Annotated in this window: 2 pseudogenes; one reads left to right on the plus strand and one right to left on the minus strand. The window is 67.7% G+C overall.

The window, feature by feature from the left end:
* Positions 1-427 (minus strand): annotated as a pseudogene (locus tag A8G15_RS28865) (magnesium transporter); the annotation flags it as partial.
* Positions 428-760: 333 nt separating this feature from the next.
* On the opposite strand from A8G15_RS28865, the pseudogene A8G15_RS28870 reads away from it, so the two are divergent.
* Positions 761-922 (plus strand): annotated as a pseudogene (locus A8G15_RS28870) (aldolase/citrate lyase family protein); the annotation flags it as partial.

Here is a 922-nt window from a genome sequence, read left to right on the forward strand (position 1 = left end):
GCTGCCACTGCACGACATGTACGGCCGAGCGCCGCGCGAGCCGGCCTCGGTGCTGGCGTACCGCGACGCGCGCGACGAGCCAGTCGCGGGTGCGGGTCAGTTCGATGCCCAGGTCGACCACGACGGAATCGACCCCGGCGAGTTCGGGCAGTTCCGGGTCGTCGACGCGGACCTTCGAATCGAGCACCTGGGCCAGGGCGAGGATCTCGGTGGGACGCTGATCGAACCGCCGCAGACGGGCAGTTCCGGTCACGAAGATCCGCTTCCGGGTCGGCAGCTCGACGACCAGGCCGATGACCCGCGGCTGCTGGCGACCCAGCCGGATGGTGAGCACGACATCACGGACGCGACCGATGGATTCCCCGTCCGGTCCGAGCACGACCAGGCCCGCAAGCCTGGCCGCGAACACCTTGCTCACTGCTGCCAAGGGGCCACTCCCTACCGAATCGGTGCCAGATGAGCCAAGCATAAAAGCGGCCCCGGCCGGTTTCGCCGCACCGTCCGGAGCCTCGCGTCGCGCGTCGGCGACCCGGCACATCGTAGAGCCGGCCGGCTCGTGGTCACGGCCGGCGGTGTCACCCGAACATGAAATCCACGTCACAGGCAGCTGGTTGTTCACGGATTGCTCACTGCTGACATGATGGCCGGGTCAGGGCGTGGTGGCGCCGAATCCGCACAATGGAGGTCCGTCCAGGTCATGTCGTTCTCGTACAAGCCCCGACGTTCCGTACTCGCCGTCCCGGGCAGCAGCCGGAAGATGATCGAGAAGGCCCACGGCCTCGAAGTCGGCGCCATCGGCATCGAACCGCAGATCGAGAACGCCATCGGCCTGACCAACATCAACGAGATCGCCACGGCCAGCCCGCGCGTCCAGACGCTCGTGTTCGGCCCCGCCGACTTCATGGCGAGCATCAACATGCGC

Source organism: Rhodococcus phenolicus (assembly GCF_001646785.1).
Lineage (GTDB): Bacteria > Actinomycetota > Actinomycetes > Mycobacteriales > Mycobacteriaceae > Rhodococcus > Rhodococcus phenolicus.